At 65.9% G+C, this 21,144-nt stretch carries 15 protein-coding genes; 5 read left to right on the forward strand and 10 right to left on the reverse strand.

The features are described 5' to 3' along the window. Window positions 1–50 precede the first annotated feature (50 nt). From ASD22_RS01825 to rlmJ, 5 genes are all read right to left on the reverse strand, one after another. Window positions 51–665: a GNAT family N-acetyltransferase gene (locus ASD22_RS01825; protein ID WP_056078158.1), complete on the reverse strand. Its 615-nt coding sequence runs from the start codon at window positions 663–665 to the stop codon at window positions 51–53. Window positions 666–784: 119 nt separating this feature from the next. Next, window positions 785–1,324 (reverse strand): DUF2058 domain-containing protein, encoded by a 540-nt coding sequence (locus ASD22_RS01830; RefSeq protein ID WP_056078161.1) that lies wholly within the window; start codon window positions 1,322–1,324, stop codon window positions 785–787. A 78-nt stretch (window positions 1,325–1,402) separates the two neighbouring features. Beyond that, window positions 1,403–2,311, reverse strand: a complete 909-nt coding sequence (locus ASD22_RS01835) for a cation diffusion facilitator family transporter (protein WP_056078164.1) — start codon at window positions 2,309–2,311, stop codon at window positions 1,403–1,405. Between the two features lie 135 nt (window positions 2,312–2,446). After that, window positions 2,447–2,956, reverse strand: a complete 510-nt coding sequence (locus tag ASD22_RS01840) for a Slp family lipoprotein (protein WP_056078167.1) — start codon at window positions 2,954–2,956, stop codon at window positions 2,447–2,449. 84 nt (window positions 2,957–3,040) lie between these two features. Beyond that, window positions 3,041–3,961 (reverse strand): 23S rRNA (adenine(2030)-N(6))-methyltransferase RlmJ, encoded by a 921-nt coding sequence (rlmJ, locus tag ASD22_RS01845; protein WP_056078172.1) that lies wholly within the window; start codon window positions 3,959–3,961, stop codon window positions 3,041–3,043. Window positions 3,962–4,116: 155 nt separating this feature from the next. Here rlmJ and ASD22_RS01850 point away from each other — a divergent pair, with 155 nt between their 5' ends. Beyond that, entirely contained in the window at window positions 4,117–7,044 is a 2,928-nt protein-coding gene (locus ASD22_RS01850; protein WP_235577476.1) for a ligand-binding sensor domain-containing diguanylate cyclase, read from the forward strand. Between the two features lie 22 nt (window positions 7,045–7,066). Here the strand turns inward: ASD22_RS01850 and ASD22_RS01855 are convergent, their stop codons facing one another. From ASD22_RS01855 to ASD22_RS01865, 3 genes are all read right to left on the reverse strand, one after another. Beyond that, window positions 7,067–7,996 carry a DMT family transporter gene (locus ASD22_RS01855; RefSeq protein WP_056078174.1) on the reverse strand — a complete coding sequence of 310 codons (930 nt, stop codon included), beginning with the start codon at window positions 7,994–7,996 and terminating at the stop codon, window positions 7,067–7,069. A gap of 150 nt (window positions 7,997–8,146) precedes the next feature. Further along, window positions 8,147–10,297, reverse strand: coding sequence for an AsmA family protein (locus tag ASD22_RS01860; RefSeq protein WP_056080787.1), 2,151 nt, complete (start codon window positions 10,295–10,297; stop codon window positions 8,147–8,149). 782 nt (window positions 10,298–11,079) lie between these two features. Next, on the reverse strand, window positions 11,080–11,724 hold the full coding sequence (locus ASD22_RS01865) for a PadR family transcriptional regulator (protein WP_056078177.1): 645 nt from the start codon (window positions 11,722–11,724) through the stop codon (window positions 11,080–11,082). A gap of 159 nt (window positions 11,725–11,883) precedes the next feature. On the opposite strand from ASD22_RS01865, the gene ASD22_RS01870 reads away from it, so the two are divergent. Further along, window positions 11,884–13,794 carry an ABC transporter ATP-binding protein gene (locus ASD22_RS01870; protein ID WP_235577477.1) on the forward strand — a complete coding sequence of 637 codons (1,911 nt, stop codon included), beginning with the start codon at window positions 11,884–11,886 and terminating at the stop codon, window positions 13,792–13,794. A 114-nt stretch (window positions 13,795–13,908) separates the two neighbouring features. On the opposite strand, the gene ASD22_RS01875 is transcribed toward ASD22_RS01870, so the two are convergent. Further along, window positions 13,909–14,832, reverse strand: coding sequence for a peptidylprolyl isomerase (locus ASD22_RS01875; RefSeq protein WP_056078180.1), 924 nt, complete (start codon window positions 14,830–14,832; stop codon window positions 13,909–13,911). A 130-nt stretch (window positions 14,833–14,962) separates the two neighbouring features. After that, complete coding sequence (locus ASD22_RS01880; protein ID WP_056078183.1) at window positions 14,963–15,706, reverse strand: SDR family oxidoreductase; 744 nt, start codon at window positions 15,704–15,706, stop codon at window positions 14,963–14,965. A gap of 97 nt (window positions 15,707–15,803) precedes the next feature. On the opposite strand from ASD22_RS01880, the gene ASD22_RS01885 reads away from it, so the two are divergent. From ASD22_RS01885 to ASD22_RS01895, 3 genes are all read left to right on the forward strand, one after another. Further along, entirely contained in the window at window positions 15,804–16,718 is a 915-nt protein-coding gene (locus ASD22_RS01885) for an AraC family transcriptional regulator (protein WP_056078186.1), read from the forward strand. Window positions 16,719–16,830: 112 nt separating this feature from the next. After that, window positions 16,831–17,805, forward strand: coding sequence for a LysR substrate-binding domain-containing protein (locus ASD22_RS01890; protein ID WP_056078191.1), 975 nt, complete (start codon window positions 16,831–16,833; stop codon window positions 17,803–17,805). 276 nt (window positions 17,806–18,081) lie between these two features. Further along, window positions 18,082–21,078: a TonB-dependent receptor gene (locus tag ASD22_RS01895; protein WP_235577478.1), complete on the forward strand. Its 2,997-nt coding sequence runs from the start codon at window positions 18,082–18,084 to the stop codon at window positions 21,076–21,078. Window positions 21,079–21,144 lie beyond the last annotated feature (66 nt).

A 21,144-nucleotide genomic window follows, 5' to 3' on the forward strand; every position in this document is an offset into this window, starting at 1 on the left:
GAGCAAAAAACCGATTGATCAGACCTCCCTGGGATTCGGGACGGCGCGCGTCAGCGCGGCGCCAGAGCCAGTGAGATCTGCGCGGTGCCTGGTTCGCTGGGCAGCAAGCGGCGCACGAAGCCGAGTTCCTTGCACAGTTCCAGCATGGGACGGTTCTCTAGCAATACGTAGCCCCAGATTTCGGCCAGGTTGCGGCGGCGGCAATCGTCCACCAGACGCTGCATCAGCAGCGCGCCCAGGCCCAGGCGGGTCCAGTCGTGCTCCACCAGTACCGAGAATTCCGCGTTGTCGGCGGACTGGTCGACATAGACGCGGCCGACGCCGCGCATCTCCGCCGGCGTGGTGGATTCGTCCATCAGGACGAACGCGGTTTCCAGCGCCGGATCGACCTGGCACAGGCGCTGCGCCATCTGCGCGGGAAGCTCCGACATGGCGTGCAGGAAACGGCGCCGGATGTCTTCCGGCGACAGCCGCGAGAAGCAGCGTTGCAGGGCGGCCACATCGCCCGGTTCGATCGGGCGCAGTACCAGTTCGCGGCCGTCGCGGGTGGCGACGCGTTCGCCACGCGGTTCGTCGTTGGGGGAGCGGCGGGCGAAGCGCTCGCTGCTGCGCGGTGGCAGCGGGGCAAAACGGAGCGGCGCGGAATACGTGATGGCAAGGCTCATGGAGAACGTCCGTACTTTCGCGTATTGTGTGCAATGCAGCATGAAATTGCAACGGCGCGAAAAGGCTTGACGAGCTCAATACACCACTGATTTGCTGCGGTACGGAAACGCCTGGCGTGCTACCAGATGAGGTCGTCGGGCACTTCGAACTTGCTGTAGAACGCGTCGTCCGCGTCGGGCGCGTGGTCCGGCGCGGGCTGGCCGTGATCGAGCACGATCACCGAGGCATCGCGCTCGTAGACCTTGTCGGCCGCCACGCGCGGCAGCAGTTCGTAACCCTGGCCGTGGCGCACGATCACCAGCGTGCCCGCGGCCAGTTGCGCGCGCAGCGCCTCGTTCACCAGCACGTCCTTGATGCGGTCGCCATCGGTGAAGCGGTAGGCGATCTCGCCCTCGCGCTTCACCTTGTGCGCCTCCACGATCTGCTGCACCTGCGCCCGCGCCTCGGCGGCACGCAACTGTGCATTGCGCTCGGCGGCGATGGCGCGGTCGCGCGCGGCCTTTTCCGCCTGCAAGCGCTGCGCTTCCAATTGCTCGGTACTTGGTGCCGTCGGCTGCTTGCCCTTGTGCTTTTTCGCCTGCTCGCGCACCGCCTGGGCCACCTGGTTTTTCTTCACCAGCCCGGCCTTGAGAAGTTGTTCTTGCAGAGGGTTGCGCATGGGTCGATTGCTGGCGTCGGAGGGCCGCCATTGTAACGTGCCGCCTTCGACCGGCCCTGCGGCGTCAGGTCACGCCGCTCAGTCCGCGTTGTCGGGCTCGAAGAAGCTCCACTTCACGTCGGTGAAGCGGGCTTTCATCGCCGCTTCCACGGTGTTGATCGACGCGATCAGGGCCTGGTCGCCGGAGGTCCGCTGCATCCGCGCCTTGATCGCCACCATCACGTCCGGACCCATCTGCAGGGTGATCAGGTTCAGCACCTCGGCCACTTCCGGGCGCTGGCGCAGGAAGTCGAGCAGTTCCTCGCGGCGACGGGGCTCCATGCCCTGGCCGATCAGCAGCGCCTTCACCTCGATGGCTACCAGCACGGCCACCACGATCAGCAACACGCCGATGGCGATGGTGCCGGCCGCGTCGAACATCAGGTTGCCGGTGAGCATGGTGGCGCCGACGGCGAGCGCGGCCAGGCACAGGCCGACCAGCGCGGCCAGATCCTCGCCGAAGATCACCAGCAGCTCGCTGGAGCGGGTCTGGCGAAACCACGTCCACAGGTCCTGCTCACCGCGCGCCTTGTTCACCTCCTGCAGGCAGCCTCGCATCGAGATGCCTTCGGCGATGATGCCGAAACCCAACACGCCCAACGCCAGCCACGGCCACTTCAGCGGTTCGGGATGGGTGAGCTTGTGCACGCCTTCGTAGATCGAGAACATGCCGCCCACGCTGAAAAGCAGGATCGCGACCAGGAGCGACCAGAAGTAAAGCGCGCGTCCCCAGCCCAGCGGGTACTCATCCGACGCGGGCCGCCTGGCCTGGCGCATCCCCAGCAGCAACAGGCCCTGGTTGCCGCAATCGGCCAGGGAGTGCACGGCCTCGGCCATCATCGCGCCCGAGCCGGTGACGATGGCGGCAAACAATTTGGCGACGAAGATGGCGAAGTTGGCGCCGAGCGCCAGAAAGATCGCTTTGCGTGAGTTGGCGTGGCCTGACATGCGTATCCATCGTGGGAGTGGAAGTGAGGGCGGCAATTCTAGCGTTGCCCGACGGCGCTCAAGATGGTTTCAACCGGGCACCGCGGAATCGATCATGGATGCCGCCCGACGGAATCATCGGGCGGCATCGCGCCTTCAGCGAATGCCCACGCCCAGCCCCACGCCGAAATGCACGTTGTTGTGGCCCTTGCGCATTTCCTCCGCGGTCCACACGTGCGATTCGTTCACGGTGATCAGCGGGAACACGTAGGGCGCCTCGCCCACCTTGCCGCTGCGGCTGCCGTTGAGCGTGCCGCTGACGGTCATCAACGCGCCCGACGGGTAATTCAGCGGCTCGGCGTAACCGGGGGTGACGGCGATGAAGCGGCCGTTGCCGGTGTCGTTGGCCTTGGGGCGCTGGGACGAATCGAGCGGATAGGCCAGCACCTCGATTTCGCTGTGGTCGGCGAAGTTCTTCACGTCGACCACGCGGCCACCCCAGATCACCGCGTTGCCGGTATACCGCTCGGGCGACTGCGCCACCTGGGCCGGCGTGGCGGCGATGGCGTTGGCGGTGTTCTTGTAGATCGGCGCCGGAGCGCAGGCGGCCAGCGCGAGCGCCAGCAGCGGGGCGGAAAACAGCAAGGAGCGGGCGGCGATACGCATGGTCGAACTCCTGTGGCGTGACGGCGTGGTTTTCACGGACAACGGTACGGTGCAAGGTGTGGCGGAAATGTGTGGCGCGACCGTTCAGCGCGGGCGCGGTGGGCGCTGGTTGGTGGACAGGCGCGATGCCGGCAGCGGGCTGGGCGCGGGCGGCTCGGCGCCCTCCTGCAGGATCCAGTCCAGCCGTGTCTCGGCCGGTTTGTCCTGCGCCAACAGGTCGCCCAAGGCGCGCAGCGGTTCGCGCAGCACGTCGTCCAGGTTCCAGGGCGCGTTGAGGATGGCCATGCCCGAACCGTTGAGGCGCAGCGGGGAATCGTCCGGGTGCACCAGCAACTCCACCCGCAGCACGCGGCGGGCGCCGATGCGCTGCAAGCCGCGCAGGAACGGTTGTACCTGGCTGCGCAGCTTGATCGGATACCAGACCGCATAGATGCCGGTGGGCCAGCGCTGCAGCGCGGTCTTCAGCGCCTGCTCGATCACCTTGTACTCCGCCTCCTGCGCCTCGTACGGCGGGTCGATCAGCACCAGGCCACGCTTTTCCTTCGGCGGCAGCAGGGCTTTCAACGCCTCGTAGCCATCGCGCTGGTGCACGTGCATGCGCGGGTCGCGGTGCAGCAGGTGGCGCAGTTTGGCCGCTTCCTCGGCATGCAGTTCGCACAGTTGCGCGCTGTCGTCCGGGCGCAGCAGGCGGGCCACCTGCAGCGGCGAGCCGGGGTAGAACTTCAGCCCGTCCTCGTTGCCTTCGCCCGACAGGACGCCGGCGCGCCAGCGTTGCAGCAGCGCGGGGACTTTTTCCGCCGGATGCAGCCGCGCGATGCCGTCCTTGTGTTCGCCGGTCTTGCGTGCCTCGAAGCCCTCCAGCGGGTAGTTGCCGCTGCCGGCGTGGGTGTCGATGTAGCAAAACGGGGCAGGTTTGGCCTGCAACGACTCGATCAGTGCGTGCAGCACGGTGTGCTTCAGGACATCGGCGAAATTGCCGGCGTGATAGGCGTGGCGGTAGTTCATGGGCGGTCACGGCGGCGGGGAGTGCCCAAGTATAGAGGCGCAGGCCGCTACCCCCTGCGCCGGCGCAATCGCCGCGGGCGGGGATTTTCGGCGCATGGCACGTAATCTGCTTATCCCGCACATCCACCCTTCCGCCGGAAGTGAAGAGGCTATTGATGAGGTTGCCCGGGCGCCGTCTGCTGCTGGCGATGGTCGCGCTGCTTTTGCTGGCAGGCGCGCCGCTGCGTGCGCAGCAGTATTCACTGCAGAACTACGACCGCAAGGCCGGGCTGGAAAGCCTGACCATCACCGCGCTGCTGCAGGATCGGCGCGGCTTCGTGTGGGCGGGTACCGAAATGGGCCTGTACCGGTTCAACGGCGGCAATTTCGAGCGGATGGGCGTTGCGCAGGGATTCGACAAGGGTGAGTACGTCACAACCATGGCGCAGGACCCGCGCGACGGGCTGCTGTGGGTGGCCACCCAGTCGGGGCTGCGACGGGGTGATGGCATGCATTTCACCAAGGTCGAGCCGAACGGCCAGCCGCTGGTGGTCGATGTTGGGCGCCCGCTGGTCATGTTGGATGACGGGCGCGTGCTGCTGGTGCGCAATGACGAGCTGATGGCGCTTTCGGGCGATGGCCGAGGGAAGGATGGCCAAGGACAGCCCTGGCGATTGCAGCCGATGTTCGACGCAGCGCAGCTCGCCGCACTGCCGGCGTTGCGTCGCATCACCACCGCCTATCTGGCGCAGGGCCGGTTGTGGCTGGGCTGTGGCACGGCGGTGTGCAGCCTCGATGCTTCCGGCCATGGGCAAGTCGTGTTGCACGGGCCGCGGCAGGGTGTGCCCGCGGATGGCTGGATGGGCATGCTACTGGATCGGGCGGGCAACCTGTGGCTGCGCGGCACGCGGCATGTCAGCGTGCGGCTGGCCGGGGCGACGCGTTTCACCGCGCGTGACCTGCCCGAGAGCGCGACCGGCGTGGTCAAGGACGATGGCCGTTTCGTCGAAGACCGCCAGGGCCGCGTACTCACCACCGTCAATCATGGGCTCGCGCGCTGGAGCGACGCGGGCTGGACGCTGATCGACAGCCGCAAAGGCCTGCCCGACATCAACATCAACGCGTTGATGTTCGACACGCAGGGAAGTTTCTGGCTGGGCACCTACGGGCGCGGCATCGCGCGCTGGGCCGGTTACGGCACGGTCGAGGGCTGGGGAGAAACACAGGGCATGCAGGGTCTGCCGAACTGGTCGATCCTGCGTGCCGACGCCACCCACATGTGGTTCGGCAACGAATTGGGCGGCAGCGTGCTGGAGCACGGAAAAACCCGGCTCCAACCCTGGCCGGTGCGCATCGATCCATTGCCGCGACAGGCGCTGTCGCTGGCCAAGGCGGCCGACGGCGGCATCTGGATCGGTTTGTACGATCACCGGCTGCTGCGTTTCGACCCGGCCAGCGGTGGCACCCGGCTGGTGGCGCGGCTGCCCGCTTTCATCAAGACGTTGCGCGTCGATCGGCAACAGCGTCTGTGGATCGCCACCGTCAACGGCATCTACTACCTCGATGGCGAAGACGCCGCCGTTCAGCGCGTTGCGGCGGCGCAGACCACCGATCGCCAATGCTCCGACATTGCCGAGGGCGACGACGGCACGCTGTGGTTTGCCTGCAATACCGGCGTGCTGCGCTATGCCGGCGGGCAATGGAGCCGCATGCAAACCCGCGGCAAGGGCCCGGTGGCCGGGTTCAGCGCAGTGGCGGTGGATGCCGATGGCAGCCTGTGGCTGGGCGCCAATGAGCCGGGTGTCTGGCGCGCGTCGGTGCAAGGCGACCAACTGGATATTGCCCCGATCGTGGACGCCTGGCTGGACAACACGCTGGCGTATTTCATCCGGCGCGATCAGCGCGGATGGATCTGGGTGGGCGGTGGTGGTGGCGTGGATATTTTCGACGGCCGCTACTGGACCCACCTGTCACGCGACGAGGGCCTGCTGTGGGACGAGGCCGACCAGAACGCGTTTTTCGAGGATACCGACGGCTCGGTGTGGATCGGTTCGCCCGTCGGCGTGAGCCACATCCTGCATCCGCAGGAGATGGTCGCGCGCAGCCCGCACACGGTCGCCATCACCTCGGTGACGCAAGGCGACGCGCCGGTGGAAGCGGGCGGTGAGGTGAACATGGATGGCCACGCCGCGCCGCTGACCGTGCGCTATGCCGTGCTGGGTGGGGCCGCCAACGGCAATCCGCGTTTCCGTTACCGGCTCAGCGGGTCGGACTGGGTCGACACGCATTCGTATGTCATCAATTTCACCGGTTTGTCCTCCGGCAACTACCGGCTGGAAATCCAGGCGCTGGACGACGACCATCGCACGACCTCGGCGTCGACCTATGTCGATTTCCACATTCCACGGCCGTGGTGGGAAATGTGGTGGGTGTATCTGGTCGAAATGCTGTTGCTGGCGCTGTTGCTGGCCATCATCTGGCGCTGGTATTCGCGCCGCCTGCTGCGCCAGAACCGCCAGCTCGAAGCCCTGGTGAGCGGGCGCACGGCCGAGCTCACCGAGGAGAAGCGCGAGCTCGAACGCACGCGTGCCGAGCTCTACCAGCAGGCCACCCACGACAGCCTCACCGGGCTGCACAATCGCCGCGCCATTCTGGAACGCCTCGCCGCCCGGCTGGAGTCGCCAGGGCGGCATGCCGCCGGGCTGGCGGTGGGTCTTGTCGACGTCGATCACTTCAAGCGCATCAACGATACGTTCGGCCACCAGGCTGGCGATGCCGCCTTGCTGACGATCGCCCAGCGCCTGCAGTCGCAATTGCGCGATGGCGACCGCGTGGGCCGTTATGGCGGCGAAGAGTTGCTGGTGGTGTTGCCGAACATCAGCCGGAAAGCGGCGATCGAGCGCATGGCCACCATCCAGTCGGCGGTGAGCGCCCAGCCGCATCGCTGGGGCGCGCAACACTTCACGGTGACACTGAGCATCGGCATGGTGTGGATCGGCGACGAAGCGGCGTCCGTCGAAGACGTGATCCGCCGCGCGGATACCGCGCTGTACCAGGCCAAGCACCGTGGCCGGGATCGCGTGTCGGAGTTCATGTCCGGTTGATGCGCCGGTACGGTCCGGCGGCTCAATCCACCATGCCGTGATGCTCGGCGGTGGCCATCAGCTCCGGCTGTTTGGTGGCGCGTTGGCGCCGGTGCAGCAACGGGTGCACGAACACTGCAGCCAGAATCACCACCACGCCCGCATAAAATCCGTGATCCAGCTCGCGCTGCTCGCCCAGCAGCACGATCGCCAGCACGATCGCGTAGACCGGTTCCAGGTTCGTCACCATCTGCGTGCCGAACGCGCTCATGTGCCGCAACGCCACCAGCGCCAGTGCAAACGGCAACAAGGTGCAGCCGAACGACAGCGCCAGCAGCAACAGCGAATCATGCAGGCCTGGCAGCACGAACGCCGGCCCGGCGTGCGGCAGCAGCGGCGCCAGCGCGGTGAGAAACACCGCACCGGTACCCAGCTCGATGCAGGTCACCGTGAGCGGGTCGCCATGATCCACCAGCCGTTTGTTGAGCGAGCCGAACAAGGCCACGAACAGCGCCGACAGCACACCGACCGCCAGGCCAATGCGCATCTCGTGCGGCACGCCACCGACCACCAGCGCCACGCCCGGCACCACCGCCACGCCGATCAGCAATTCGCGCGGGTCGAACCGGCGCCGTGCCAGCCATGGCTCGATGAACGCCAGAAACACCGGTCCCAGTGCAATGCAGGTGGCGCCCACCGACGCGTTGGACAGCTTGATCGCGGCATAGAACGTGAGCCAGTGCAGCGACACCAGCACGCCGATGCCGGCGTAGGCCCAGCGCAGCCGCGCCGGCATCGCGCGCAAGCCGCGCCAGACCCGCGGCATCGCCAGCAACGCCGCCGCCACCAGCACCATGCGCCACCACACCAGCGGCAGCGCGGGCAGCGTGATCAGCTTGCCCAGGATGGCGGTAAATCCCCACAGCACTACGCAGAAGTGGATCTGCAGGCGGGCCCGGCTGACGGCTTGCATGGGGATTTCACAGGGAGAGGTGGCGGCATTCTAGCGCCTGGTCTGGCGGGTTGGCGGCCTTTTGTGGGAGCGACTTCAGTCGCGATGCTTCTGCTCTGGGACTCCAAAGAAAGCGCATCGCGACTGAAGTCGCTCTCACCGGGCTGGCCGCTATTTTGTGCCCTTGGTCGACGGCATCTTGCCGGAATGCCGAAGCTGTTCCAGCACCGCGCGGCAGGTGTTCTCGCCTTCCTCGTCATGGCTGGGCGCAATCAACGCCAGCAGCGCGGCGGCCGGTGCGGCCACCACACCCAGCGCCACCGCGCCGGCACCGCGTGCCAGCAACGGTCCCGCGTGCACGCCCACGTTCGGGTTCTTCAGCGTGCCCTTGACGTAGAGCGGCGAGCGTAGCGACAGGATGCGAAAACCCTTGGTGTGGGGTTTGACGTCCAGATCGAGTTGCTCGGTGGCGAAGTTCACCGTGCCGTCCACGTTGATCACCGCGTCGCTGGTGTCGAACACGAACAGCCGCATGTCGAACAAGCCGTCCTTCGCCGCCATGTCGGCGGCGGCGCAGTTGATCTGCACCGTCTTGTCGCCGAAAAGTTTCGCGATGATGACGTTGCCCACGTTGAGGCCGGCCGTTTCCAGCAGGGTCTTGCTGATCGCACCGTCATTCATCAGCAGCTTCAGCTCGCCGTCGGCGCTGCCCAGCAGCGCAGCCACCGAGTTGCCATGCGCCTTCAGCGCGGCGTCGCCATTGATTTCGCCGAAGCTGGTGCGCATCGGTTCGAAGGTGGGAAACAGTTGTTTCAGTTTCAGGTGGCGTGCGTTGAGATCGATCGCGCCCTGCATCGGCGACTGGCTGCCATCCAGCATCAAGGTGCTGCCGACGCTGCCGCCAGCCAGGCCGAAGCGCAGCGGGTTGAGCCGGAGCAGGCCATCGTTCAACTGCAGGTGCGTGCTCAGCGAATCGATCGGCAGGGTTTCGCCGTGCACGATGCGATCGGCGCTGAACTTCACGTCCGCGTCCATCGCGCGCCAGCGATCCGTGCGGAACGGTTCCACCGGCAGCAGCTTGCCCGCCGGTTGCGCGGTGGCGTCGCCACGCCGCTGCTTGGATGCGTTCGAGTCGGCACCCACCAGCGGTGCCAGGTCGGCAAACTGCAGCAGCCTGGAATGCAGGTCGCCGCTGAGTTTGGGCCGCTCGCCGCCGGTGACGAACAACAGGTTGCCGGCCAGGTCGCTGCCGCCCACACGGCCGCGGAAATCCTCATAGCTGTAGCGGCTGTTGCCCTTCTTCAACGTGGCTTTCAAATGGCCCTCGGTGGCGTAGGGCGGCGTGTCGGGCAGGGTGATGCCGGTCAGCGGATAGAGCTTGGCCATGCTGGTGCCGGAGAACCACAGCCGCACGTCGAGCGCGCCCAGATGCATCGGGTCGGTCAGCGTGCCCACCAGCGCGATATGGCTGTCGCCGATATGCGCGTCGGCCTGCAGCGGAAACGGCTCSCTGGCGTCTTGCAGCGCCAGCACGCCGCCAGTCTTGCCGTGGCCCTTGGCCGGATTGCCCTGGTAAGTCCCGGTGGCCGTCCAGCCAAACAGATAAGCGGTGGAAGCGCGCGGCTTGCCGATCTTGTGGTCGGCGTCGTCCTTGTCTGCGCTGATCGCCAGGGTTTTCTTCGCGGCGGCACCAACCGTCTTGCTGGCTTGTTCGCGCGCTTCGGTGGATTGCTGGGCCACGATCTGGTCGTACGGGATCGCGTCCTGCAACGGCTCGATCGCCACCTTCAGCTTGATGCTGCTGACTGCGTCATCCAGTGTCACGTTGCCGCGGTCGAACCCGATCGTGCCCAGGTTCAACTGCCACGCCGATGGCGCACTGCTTTTCGGGAGGGTGAAGTCCCACGTGGCACGTGACTGCTTGTCGCGCTGCAGGTCCACGGTCGGTTGCACGAGTTGCAGCCACGGCACGTCGATGCGATGCGCCAGCAGCGGCAGCGGTGACAACCGGAAGCGCAACGCCTGCAATGTGGCGAACCGCGGCTGCTCGGCCCATTCGGGGTTGGCGATGGTGATGTCGCGCGCAGTGAATTCCGGCCACGGCACCCACGCGGCGATCCCGCCGCCATCGCGCTCACGCTTCCAGTCCACGGTGAGGTCGCCATTGATGGCGAACGGTCGCCCGATCGCCTGGCTCACCTTGTCGTTGATGAACGGCTTCAGCCGGTTCCAGTCGAACAGCGCGATCACGATGACCAGCACCACGATCAGCGCCAGCAGCACGCCCACGATCCAGGCCACGATTTTCCGGCTGCGCGTCATCGCCATCTCCTGTTGCCGGCCGCCGGCGAATGTGCCGCGGCCTGCCCAGGTCAACGAATAGCGTGCGGCGTGAAAAAATTACGTGGTGGCAGGCGAGTGGGCTCAGGTGAGATTCATCGCGCCGGCTTGTTGTATGCGGCCTTCGGATCGCGTGAACTCTGTAGGAGCGCACCCGTCCACAAGGGACTTCCTTCGGTCGTGCGCGATGCTTTTGCTGTTTGTAGGAGCGACTTCAGTCGCGATGCTTTTTGGTTGCGCTTCGGCGCAAGCAGATCAAAAGCACGAGCAAAAGCCAGAGCTTTCGATCGCCTACGGCGCTCGAGTTACTTTTCTCTTGCGTGGCCAAGAGAAAAGTAACCAAAAGAGAAGGCCACCCCGCTTGGCGCTTGCCGCCCCTCCATGGGCGGCAAGTCCGTGAGCCGGGGCCGGGCTTTTCGAGCGGGCATCCTGCCCGCGCGAAAAGGCGAGTCCATCCCTGGACTCGCCCGCTGCGCGGCCTGTCGGCCCCGACTCACCGCCGCACAGGGGCCCGGGTAGAGCAGCGGGCCATCCTGGCCCGCACTCGGGATGGAGCCAAAGCAAAAGTACAAAGCACAAAGCACAAAGCACAAAGCAGAGCCGCCGCTCCCTCAGCCGTTCTCCCTGAGCGTAGGCCGAAGGCTGAAGTCGAAGGGCACGTCAACCCACACCCTTTGATTTCGCGACCGTGGGGCTGCTCCGTTTCTACCAGGAAGCATCGCGGCTGAAGTCGCTCCCACAAGCATCGCTGCGCGCGCGACTCGTCACTCGCCTGGGGCGCCGCTGGCGATGTCTTTTGCGGCGTTTTCCAATATCGCCGCCACGCGCTGCGCCTCGGCCTTGTCCCAGCGGGTGCCGCGCATCAATAGGGCGTACTTGAGCGTGTGCATCGCCTTGCGCACCGTCATCGGTGCGGACATCTTTGCGGCCATGCGGGCGCTCTGCTCGGTGCGCGAGGTCACCGCTTCCACTTCGGCGCGGTTCTCGTCGAGAAAGCTGCGGCCCTCGTCGGTGATCGCATAGAGCTTGCGGTTGCCGGTGGTGTCCTCGACCTGTGCGTAGCCCAGTTCCTCGAGCATCGTGAGGGTGGGGTAGATCGCGCCGGGGCTGGGCGAGTAGTGGCCGTGGAACATCTCCTCGATGATGCGGATCATTTCGTAGCCATGCCGCGGCTGTTGTTCGATCAGCGCCAGCAGCAACAGCTTGAGGTCACCGTGGCCGAACATCCGGCCACCGCCGCCCCGCCGGCCGCCGCCACGCATGTCGTCCCATCCACCGAAGAAACCGCCACCGCGATGGCCGCCGAAACCGGGGCTGGCGTGGCGCTCGTGGCCGGTGTGCCCGGCGTGGCCGCACCAGTCGGGGTGGCGGCGATGATGCATGGCGCGAAAGAAGTGGTGCAGGCCCATGATGAGTTCCCATTCGTATCAAGAGTGTTCTACGATATATCGGAAGAATGTCTTGAACAATACCCCGGCGGTCGATTTTCCCGGGCCGCCTTCGCGCCGGCACCACGCCTTTTCGCATGAAATGGCATGCTCGCCCGGTTGCCACATCAAGGATGCCGAATGCCACGTGAGTACAGCATGGGAGGGCGGGTTGGCCGTGGCGCGGCGCAGCCGGGCAGGCACGGTGAGCCGCCGCCGGCGCAGAGCCTGCGCGAGCGGTTTGCCGCCTTGCGCAATCTGCCGCCGTTCCTGAAGAGCATCTGGCAGACCAGCCGGCTGCTCAGCACATCCAGCATCGTGCTGCGGCTGCTGCGCGCACTGCTGCCGGTGGCCACGTTGTATGTGGGCAAGCTGATCATCGACGAGGTGGTGCGTTTGCTCGCGATCGGCAACGTGCACGCCAGCGTGGGCGACTGGCTGGCCAGTGGCGTGCTCGATCACCTGTGGCTGCTGCTGGCGCTGGAGTTTGCGCTGGCGGTAGGAGCGGACATCCTGGGCCGCATCGTTTCGATGATCGATTCGCTGCTGTCCGAGCTGTACGCCAACAGCACCAGCATCCGGCTGATGGAACATGCCGCCTCGCTGGACCTGGAGGATTTCGAGGACGCCGACCTGCAGGACAAGCTGGACCGCGCCCGCCGCCAGGTGGCCGGGCGCAGTTCGCTGCTGTCGCAGCTGCTGGGCCAGGCGCAGGACATGGTCACCATTGCGAGTTTCGCGGTGGGCCTGCTGGTCTACGCGCCGTGGCTGATCGTGCTGTTGCTGATTGCGCTGGTGCCGGCGTTCCTGGGCGAGTTCCACTTCAACGCGCAGAGCTACGCGGTGAACTACCAGTGGACGCCGGAGCGGCGCGAACTGGATTACCTGCGGCAAGTGGGTGCCAGCGCGCAGAACGCGAAAGAGGTGAAGAGCTTCGGCCTCAACGCCTTCCTGATCGAGCGCTACCGCGTGCTGTCGCAGTCCATCTATGCCGCCAACCGGCGCATCGCGCTGCGCCGCGCGGGCTGGGGCGGGTTGTTCACCACCATCGGCACGATCGGCTATTACGCGGCCTATGTGATCATCGCCTACCGCACGGTCAGCGGTGATTTCAGCGTGGGCGATCTCACCTTCCTGTCCGCCTCGTTCCGTCGCCTGCGCAACCTGCTGGAAAGCCTGCTGGTGGGCTTTTCGCAAGTGGCGGGGCAGGCGTTGTACCTCGACGACCTGTTCTCGTTTTTCCGCATCGAGCCGGAGATCCTGTCGCCACCCAATCCGCGGCCGTTCCCGCAGCCGATCCGCGAAGGCTTCGTGTTCGAGAACGTGGGCTTTCGCTATCCGGAGGCGGAACGCTGGGCCGTGCGCAATCTCAGCTTCACCTTGCGCGCCGGCGAGGTGCTGGCGCTGGTGGGCGAGAACGGCGCGGGCAAGACCACGCTGGTGAAGCTGCTCTCACGGCTGTACGACCCCGACGAGGGCCGGATTCTTCTGGACGGCCATCCGCTGGCGGATTACGACCTCGAGGAGCTGCGGCTCAACATCGGGGTGATCTTCCAGGATTTCGTGCGCTACTACCTCAGCGCCGCCGACAACGTGGCAGTGGGCCGCATCGACGCCCGCGAGGATCAGCCGCGCATCATCGAGGCCGCCCATCGCAGCATGGCCGACGAGGTGATCGCGAAACTGCCTCAAGGCTACGAGCAGATGCTGGGCAAGCTGTTCAAGAGCGGCGTGGACCTGTCCGGCGGCGAGTGGCAGAAGATCGCCATCGCCCGCGCCTACATGCGCGATGCGCCACTGTTGATCCTGGACGAACCCACCGCGGCGCTGGATGCGCGCTCGGAGTTCGAGGTGTTCCAGCGCTTCAAGGAGCTGTCGCAGGGCAAGACCGCGGTGATCATCTCGCACCGCTTCTCCACCGTGCGCATGGCCGACCGCATCATCGTGCTGGATGGCGGGCGGATCGAGGAGGTCGGCAGTCATGCCGATTTGCTGGCCGCGAATGGGCATTACGCGGAGTTGTTCGAACTGCAGGCGGCGGGTTATCGGTGAGATGGGAATCGGGAATCCTGTAGGAGCGGCTTCAGCCGCGACGCTCTTGCTCTGAGGCCTTGTGGAAAAAGCGTCGCGACTGAAGTCGCTCCTACAGGGGCGAGGATGGCCGCATCAACGCGAAGGCGCTTTCACCTCGCGTACCGGCGCCTCGATGCCGCACACGTCGAGCTTGCCCACGGGTGTCGGATAGAACGCGTTGTGGCCGTGGCGTTTTGCGTCGATCAACGCCGCGAAAGTGGGGCTGTCGGTACGCAGCACTTCAATGGGAACGCGCTCGCTGGCAGGCACATCGGCGGCCAATCGTACGGACGTGATTGGCACGCGTTGCGCCGGTTTCGTATAGAAGCCCATCGGTTCGGCGCCGCGCGGCAGGGCGGACAGCAGTGGCATGCCCTGCAGGACGCGGCCGGCGATGGCGAGGTTGTGATCCAGCCGGCGTGGCGCCTGGCCGATCACCGCATACAGCGAACTGCCGCTGCCGGTTTCCGGCGCCACGTCGCGTGCCACGCCCACCATGCCGTAGCAATGGATCAGCCACTCGCGCCCGCTGGCCGGGTCGCGCCCCACCGGGAAGCCTTCGGAGAAACCCACTTCCGGCGCGTACACGTCGCCGTCGGTCAACGGCGTCCACGGCAGGGTCGGGTCGATCGCGCGGCTGAATTCCGGCGGCAGCGTGGCCTTCGCGCTGCCCAGCGAGTGCAGCTTGCTCTTGTCGCCGGCGTCGTCATCGTTGGGGTCGCCCCACTGGGTGACGAAGTTGTCCTGCACCCGCACGATGGCCAGCCCGTCGAAGTAGTGCTCGCGCACCAGGGTGCGGATGTTCGCCGCATGCAGCGGCGTGAAATCCGGCGCCAGCTCGATCACCACGCGCCCCTGCGGCAATTGCATGTACAGCAGGTTTTCCGGGTCGGGCGTGCGCCATTCGGCGGGCTGCGAGCGGGCCAGCAATTCGCTGGCGGTGGGGGTGGCTTTCTCGGCGGCGAAAGCCGGCATGGCGGCAATCAGCGCGAGTGCGATCGTGAGGTGGCGGATCATGCGTAGTCCAATGGGTGGCCGAAGGGGCGTGGCCTCGCTGGCGGTGAGTTCACCGCCCCGCGCGAGGCCTTGCGTATCGTAGGCCCGGTTCCCGTCGGCGTGCATCGTCCGCGGCAAGCGGCGAGCGGTTCTACAGCGCCTCGGCCACCGCCACCGCGTCCGCACCGGCCGGAATGCGCAGCGGGCACGAGGGATCGTTCACCGCACGCCACACCGCTTCGGCCACATCCTGCGGCGTCGTGATCAGCGATGACTGCGCCATCCCGGCGAAGATCTTCTGCGCGAAATCGACGTACGGCGCCGGGAAACCCTCCTGCATCAGGGACCGCGCATTGTCGCCAAAGGCCGTGTCCGGCGCCCGTCCCGGCAGCACCAGGTTCACCTGCACTTGGAACGGCTCCAGCTCCAACGCCAGTGATTCGGTGAACGCGTTGATGGCCGCCTTGCTGGCGGTGTAGACGGAGAGCAGCGGCAACGATTTCAGGGTGACGCTGGAGGTGACATTCACGATGCGTCCCGCCTGCCGTTCGCGAAACTGCGGCAACACCGCCCGCGTCATCGCGATCGTGCCCAGGGTGTTGGTTTCGAAGACGGCGCGGGCGATATCCATGCTGGTGCCTTCCAGCGCGTTCAGCACGCCGATACCCGCGTTGTTCACCAGCACATCGATCGGCCCGGCCGCGTCCACGGCCTCGGCAATGCTTTGCGTATCGGTGACGTCGAGCGCGAGCACGCGCAGGCGCGCGGAGCGGGGCAACACGTCCTGGCGCGGCGTGCGCATGGTGGCGATGACGTTCCAGTCGCGATCGAGAAAATGGCGGGCGGTCTCGAGACCGAAGCCGGATGAGCAGCCGGTGATCAGGACGGTTTTCATGGTGACTCCATAAGTGATGGGCGGAGTCGAAACGATAGGTGGCTGAGGCTGGACTTGCTACAATGGCGAATCCATTTTTCTTTCGCAGGAGTCCGGCATGGTCGATCCGTTTGCGGAGATTGTCACGCTGCTGCAGCCGGCCGCCCGTTTCTCCAAGGTCGTGGTGGGCGCCGGTCGCTGGCGCGTGCATCGCGAGGAACTCGGGCAACCGTTTTACTGCGTGGTGATTGACGGGGCATGCCGTCTGACGGTCGACGGCGACGCGCCGATGGCGCTTCGCGCGGGCGATTTCGTGCTGATACCCGCCGCACAGCAGTTCACCATGACCAGCCAGGAGCTGCTGGCACCGGGAGACATCGACGCGCCGCCCGCGCCCTTGCCCGATGGTGAATTCCGGCTCGGCATCCCGACCGGCGCGCCCGATGTCCGGTTGCTGGTGGGCCACTGCAGTTTCGGTTCGCCGGATGCGGCCCTGCTGGTTTCGCTGCTGCCACGACTGGTGCACGTGCGCGACGACCACCGGCTGGCCACCGTGGTGCAACTGGTTGCCGACGAATCCCGCGCCGGGCGCCCCGCGCGCGATGTCGTTCTCGCCCACCTGGTGGAAGTGCTCTTCATCGAAGCGCTTCGATCCGCCGCCGTCACGGCCGCATCACCCGGCCTGTTGCGTGGCCTTGCCGACGTGCGCCTGGCCGGGGCGATACGACAGATGCATGAAAACCCGGCACGTCCGTGGACGGTGGCCCAGCTGGCGAAAGCGGCGGCCCTGTCGCGCTCGGCCTTCTTCGATCGCTTCAACCGCACCGTCGGCGTCGCCCCGATGGCCTATCTGCTGGCCTGGCGCATGGCCTTGGCCAAGCAACTGCTGCGGCGTCGGGAAGGCGCGTTGACCGACGTGGCCGAGCGCGTCGGCTACAGCTCCGCCAGCACCTTCAGCGTGGCCTTCGCGCGCCACGTCGGGCAGTCGCCGATGCGCTATGCGCGGGTGGCGGTGGCTGCCGGCCCCGGGTAGGCAGGGCACCTGACAGGGTGATGGTATGTCCTGACAGGAAACCTATATGCCGCGGTGAAGCTTTTTGTATCAACTATTCTGTGCGGGCATAGGTTGCCGCCTGGAGAGCACCATGATCCAACCTGACGCACGCCGTCTCGGCATCACCCGCCTGAAAACCCGCCACTTGTCGCTGCTGCTGTACCTGCACGAACACCGCTCGGTGTTGCGCGCCGCCGAGGCCGCCAACATGACCCAGCCGGCCGCGTCGAAGATGCTGGCGGAGATGGAAAGCCTGCTGGGCGTGCCGTTGTTCGAGCGCCATGCACGCGGCGTGGAACCGACGCGTTACGGCCAGGTGCTGATCCGGCGCGCGCGTTCGGCCTTGTCGGAGATCGGCCGCGCCCAGGACGAGATCGCCGCGTTGAGCAGTGGCCTCATGGGGCAGGCATCGATAGGCACGGTGGTGAACCCGGGCACCAACCTGGTTCCGCAGGCCATTGCGATGGTCAAGCGCGACTGTCCCGACATCCTGATCAAGGTGGAGATGGATTACAGCCGCCCGCTGGTGGCCAAGCTGCTGGATGGCCAGCTGGACATTGTCGTGGGCCGGATCATGGGGCCGGAAGGGGCGGGCGAGCTCGATTTCGAATCGCTGGCCGACGAGCCGCACGCGGTACTGGCGCGAGCCGACCATCCGCTGGCACACCAGTCGCAGATTACCCATGCGGACCTGGCCGCCTACGGCTGGATCATGCCGCCGCCGGGCAGCGTGCTGCGTTCGCGACTGGACATGGTGTTTCTCGAACACGGCCAGCCGCCACCGCAGAACATCGTGGAAACCGGTTCCCTGCCGATCATCGTCCACCTGCTGCGCAACAGCGACATGCTGACCGCGTTGCCGCCGGAGTCGGTGCAGTTCTACCTGCAGATGGGGCATATGTGCGTGCTGCCGATCAACCTGGGCGTGCGCATGGAGTACTTCGGCATCGTGCGCCGACGCAACCACCAGCTGTCGCCCGGCGCCGAGCGGGTGCTCGAGGCCTTGCGGGCGGCGTCGCACAAGCTCTACCAGGCCCGCAGCGGTAGCCATTGGCCCGGTGTTTGAGCGGGCGGGATGTATTCCCTTTCAATATGGTTAATGGCCAATATTTCATTGGTATGGCATGGCGCCCGGCTTCTACCCTGCAGAAGGCTGCCGCCAACGGGCAGCCATAGCCACCGCTGGTTGATCGCGCGCGCCACCCCGCAAGGGTGACCGTTGCGAAAACCCCTCGGGGAAGGTGACGACGACCGCAGCGGAGGGGCTGCGCCGGCGTTGCTTCCAGCGGGCACACCGGTGTCAACGCACCGATCAAATCAGAATTTCCGGGGAGGAATATTCATGTCAATGCGTCTTGGCCGCTCTGCGGCCGCTTATCGTGCACGTCGTGTCACCAGGCTCGGCCTGCAACCCACGGTGCTGGCATTGGGCATCGCCCTCGTGCTCAGTGGCCCTGTACATGCGCAGGACACCACGCAAGACACCACGCAAACCACGTCGCAGGATGGCGCACAGCAAAAGACCGCGCAGGAAAAGAAGCAGGCCACCGAGCTCAGCGCGGTCAGCGTCACCGGCATCCGCGCATCGGTGGAGCGGGCGCAGGACATCAAGCGCTATGCCGACACCTTTGTCGATTCGGTCACCGCGCTGGACATCGGCGCACTGCCGGACCGCAGCGTCACCGAGACGCTGTCGCGCATTCCCGGCGTCACCATCGACCACTTTCTTTCCGTCGGCGATCCGGAGCATTTCTCCGCCGAGGGCAACGGCGTGCAGGTTCGCGGCCTGACCCAGGTGCGTTCCGAACTCAACGGCCGCGACAGCTTCTCCGCCTCCGGCGGCCGCAACCTCAGCTTCCAGGACGTGCCTTCCGAATTGATGGGCGGCGTGGACGTCTACAAGAACCAGACCGCCGAGATGATCGAGGGCGGCCTGGGCGGCACGGTGAACCTGCGTACGCGCATGCCGTTCGACTTCGAGGGGCAGAAGGTCAGCTTCTCGCTCAGCGAGAACTACGGCGACTTCGTCAAGAAGTACAAGCCTTCCGCCTCGGCGCTGTACAGCAACCGCTGGAAGACCGACGCCGGCGAGTTCGGCATCCTGGTCGATGTGGCCCACTCCGAGCTGGCCACGCGCACCGATGGCCTGTTCGTGCGGCCGTTCTTCAAGAACGCCAACACCGACGTGGATGGCGACGGCACCGGCGACGAACTGTGGCTGCCCCGCGGCGCCGACTGGCGCGCGTTGCAGTACGAGCGCAAACGCGACGGCGCCTACGTGGCCTTCCAGTGGAAGCCCAACGACGACATGGACCTCGCCGCCACCGTCTTCCAGAGCCGCTATGACGAGCTGTGGAACGAGGATGCGATCTTCGTCTCCAACGACCCGACCCAGGTGGCGCTGGACACCAGCCACCCGTACGACCTCGACGGCAACGTGTTCAAGTCCGGCTACCTCACCCAGCCGGGCGGCGTGCCGATGGGCACGGACATCCGCGCCTCGCACCGCAAATCCAAGACCACGGATTACGCGATCAACTTCAAGTGGCGCATCGCCGACAACACCGAGTTCTCCACCGACCTGCAGTACATCAAGGCCGATACCCGGGCGCTGGACTCCACCATCGCGCTGGGCGTCAACGTGCCCTACATCGACGTGGGGCTGGGTGGCGTGCCCTCCATCGGCGTGGATCAGGGCTTCACCACCAACCCGGCCAACTACTACTGGGGCTTCACCATGGAAGACGTGGTGAAAAACCGGGCCGACGAGTTTGCCTGGCGCGCCGACATCAAGCAGAGCTTCGACAGCACGTTCTTCCGCTCGATCAAGGCCGGCGTGCGCACCACCACCCGCAAGGCCACCAATATCGACACCGGCTACAACTGGCAGCCGGTGTTCCAGACCTGGATGGCGTGGTGGGCAGTGCCCACCGACCAGATGCCTTCGCTGGATCTGAACGACAAGGTCAACTCCGACCTGGTGCACCTGGACACCTTCGACAACTTCTATCGCGGCGGCGCCGGCGTGCCCGGCGCGTTCTACGCCCCGGTGCTGGCCACCGCGCTGGGCTATCCGGGCAGCTACCACGCGATCCACGATGCGGCCAGCCCGTATTACGTCCCGGGCAGCGGCTATGAGAACGGCTTCGCCGAACGCGAGCCGGGCGGCGAGTACACCAACGACCAGCACGAGAACACCCGGACCGCGTACGCCATGCTCAATTTCGGCGTGGACGAATGGCGCTTCGACGGCAACGTGGGTGTGCGCGTGGTGCGTACGGAGAATGAGGCCAAGGGCTTCCTGATCTATCCGAACGTGGCTTATGCGCCTTATCTCGGCAGCGGCCAGTCCGAGCCGATCAACGCCAAGAACGCCTATACCGACGTACTGCCCAGCCTCAACGCGAGTTGGGAAATGGCGGACAACCTGATCCTGCGCGTGGCGGCGTCCAAGGCCATCGCCCGTCCCAACTTCGGCGACATGCAGGCGTACCAGATGCTCACCGCCGGCACCAAGCAGGGCGTCACTGCACCCACCGACGGCAGCAGCCTGCCGGTCTCGCAGCTGGACCTGGCCGGCAGCTCCTACGACAACCCGTACCTGAAGCCGATGCGGGCCAACCAGTACGATCTCTCGCTGGAGTGGTACTTCGACCCCGACCACGGCGGCATGGCATGGGCGAATTTCTTTTACAAGGACGTGAAGGACTATTTCCGCCGTGAAGCCCGCCAGGTGGCTTTCCCGGGCGCGGACGGCAACAGCTACGACTACCTGATCACCCGCCCGGTCAACGTGGGCAAGGCCAAGATCCAGGGCGTGGAGCTGGGCTGGAACCAGTTCTTCGATTTCCTGCCGGGCGCCTTCAGCGGCCTGGGCATGTCGGCCAACTACACCTATATCGACAGCACCACCAAGGTGCCCAACAGCTCGGACACGGTTCCGCGTGACACGGATGGTTCGTTGTTCGGCACGCTTCCTGCCGATGGCCTGTCGAAGAATTCCTTCAATGTGGCGGCGTTCTACGAGAAGGGTCCGTGGCAGATCCGCCTGGCCTACAACTGGCGCAGCAAGTACCTGCTCTCGGTGGGCCCGAACGGCTACAACGGCGGCGACGGCGGCATCGACTGGAAACTGCCGGTGTACAGCGACGACTTCGGCCAGCTCGACGGCTCGATCTTCTACAAGTTCACCGAGCACCTGCAGCTTGGCCTGGAAGTGAACAACCTCAACAACGCCGAGCAGCGCACGATCATGGACCAGAACGGCGCCGGCAGCCGCGTCACCTCGTGGTACGTGAATGATCGTCGCTACGCGGCGACGCTGCGGATGACGTTCTAGGCGGGGATGTTTTCGGGGGCGCTGGGAAAGAGCGCCCCCATCCGCCCTGTGGGCACCTTCCCCCGT

This window comes from Rhodanobacter sp. Root480 (genome assembly GCF_001426645.1).
Taxonomy (GTDB): domain Bacteria; phylum Pseudomonadota; class Gammaproteobacteria; order Xanthomonadales; family Rhodanobacteraceae; genus Rhodanobacter; species Rhodanobacter ginsenosidimutans.

What these genes read in the sequence shown, in the direction of transcription:
- ASD22_RS01885 (WP_056078186.1), top strand. Translation starts at nt 15,804, where the DNA reads ATGGTCGATCCGTTTGCGGAGATTGTCACGCTGCTGCAGCCGGCCGCC.
- ASD22_RS01840 (WP_056078167.1), bottom strand. Translation starts at nt 2,956, where the DNA reads ATGCGTATCGCCGCCCGCTCCTTGCTGTTTTCCGCCCCGCTGCTGGCG.
- ASD22_RS01895 (WP_235577478.1), top strand. Translation starts at nt 18,082, where the DNA reads ATGTCAATGCGTCTTGGCCGCTCTGCGGCCGCTTATCGTGCACGTCGT.
- ASD22_RS01870 (WP_235577477.1), top strand. Translation starts at nt 11,884, where the DNA reads ATGCCACGTGAGTACAGCATGGGAGGGCGGGTTGGCCGTGGCGCGGCG.
- ASD22_RS01880 (WP_056078183.1), bottom strand. Translation starts at nt 15,706, where the DNA reads ATGAAAACCGTCCTGATCACCGGCTGCTCATCCGGCTTCGGTCTCGAG.
- ASD22_RS01830 (WP_056078161.1), bottom strand. Translation starts at nt 1,324, where the DNA reads ATGCGCAACCCTCTGCAAGAACAACTTCTCAAGGCCGGGCTGGTGAAG.
- ASD22_RS01835 (WP_056078164.1), bottom strand. Translation starts at nt 2,311, where the DNA reads ATGTCAGGCCACGCCAACTCACGCAAAGCGATCTTTCTGGCGCTCGGC.
- ASD22_RS01875 (WP_056078180.1), bottom strand. Translation starts at nt 14,832, where the DNA reads ATGATCCGCCACCTCACGATCGCACTCGCGCTGATTGCCGCCATGCCG.
- ASD22_RS01890 (WP_056078191.1), top strand. Translation starts at nt 16,831, where the DNA reads ATGATCCAACCTGACGCACGCCGTCTCGGCATCACCCGCCTGAAAACC.
- rlmJ (WP_056078172.1), bottom strand. Translation starts at nt 3,961, where the DNA reads ATGAACTACCGCCACGCCTATCACGCCGGCAATTTCGCCGATGTCCTG.
- ASD22_RS01865 (WP_056078177.1), bottom strand. Translation starts at nt 11,724, where the DNA reads ATGGGCCTGCACCACTTCTTTCGCGCCATGCATCATCGCCGCCACCCC.
- ASD22_RS01855 (WP_056078174.1), bottom strand. Translation starts at nt 7,996, where the DNA reads ATGCAAGCCGTCAGCCGGGCCCGCCTGCAGATCCACTTCTGCGTAGTG.
- ASD22_RS01825 (WP_056078158.1), bottom strand. Translation starts at nt 665, where the DNA reads ATGAGCCTTGCCATCACGTATTCCGCGCCGCTCCGTTTTGCCCCGCTG.
- ASD22_RS01850 (WP_235577476.1), top strand. Translation starts at nt 4,117, where the DNA reads ATGAGGTTGCCCGGGCGCCGTCTGCTGCTGGCGATGGTCGCGCTGCTT.